1 protein-coding gene is annotated in these 836 nt (G+C 42.5%); it reads right to left on the reverse strand.

Translation table 11 applies throughout. The features are described from left to right. Positions 1-725: Ig-like domain-containing protein (locus tag RB298_RS31070; protein ID WP_486050192.1), on the reverse strand; the 725-nt coding region annotated here is incomplete at its 3' end. Positions 726-836: the final 111 nt, after the last annotated feature.

The raw sequence follows: 836 nt of genomic DNA on the forward strand, positions 1-836 counted from the left end.
AAGATTTGTATACGCGACAGGGATTCGCCCGTGATGTCACTAACGACTGGTGCATTAGATGCTTTGTATTTTGCTACCACTGTACTGTATGTGTACGCACTGTACCCAGCGCTATTTTTTACCGTTACGCCTAGTTTTGTAGTAGCCGCTTGAGGAGCTATTGCAATGCTATACGTTCCTTGCTTGGTTGCTACTCCTCTTCCTAACACTGTTGAGCCTTTTTTTACGTACACAATACTGTTTGCTTCAGCTATACCTGTTACATTTGTATCTTGGTCAGTCACTGTGTGGATAACGGGAGCATCTGGTTTTTGAACAATTTTTAAAACCGTACTGTATGTATAGCTACTATACCCAGCGCTGTTTTTCACCGTTACGCCTAGTTTTGTATTAGCGGGTTGAGATGCTATGGCAATACTATACGTTCCTTGCTTGGTTGCTACTCCTCTTCCTAGCACCGCTGATCCTTTTTTCACATAGACAATACTGTTTGCTTCAGCTGTTCCGCTGACTGATGTATCTTGATCATAGATTTTGTTAATGGTTGGCGCTTGTGGTTTTGTTACTTTTTGTATAACTGTTTTATACGTGTAAGCACTGTATCCCACGCTATCTTTAACCACTACGCCAATTTTAGTTTTAGCTGCCTGCGGCTGTATAGATACTGAGTATGTACCTTGACTGGATACTGTACTACGCCCTAACAACGTTGAGCCTTTTTTCACATACACGACTTCCAGGTGCTGCTTTCCCGGTAATCTTCGCATCTTCTGATGTGATGTCGTTTACTTCTGGCGCATTTGGCAATACCTGTCTCTTATCCACATTTGACCCTT

Origin of the sequence: Priestia sp. BR_2, from assembly GCF_041954005.1 — a bacterium.
In the GTDB taxonomy this organism is placed as follows: domain Bacteria; phylum Bacillota; class Bacilli; order Paenibacillales; family Paenibacillaceae; genus Paenibacillus_AQ; species Paenibacillus_AQ lautus_A.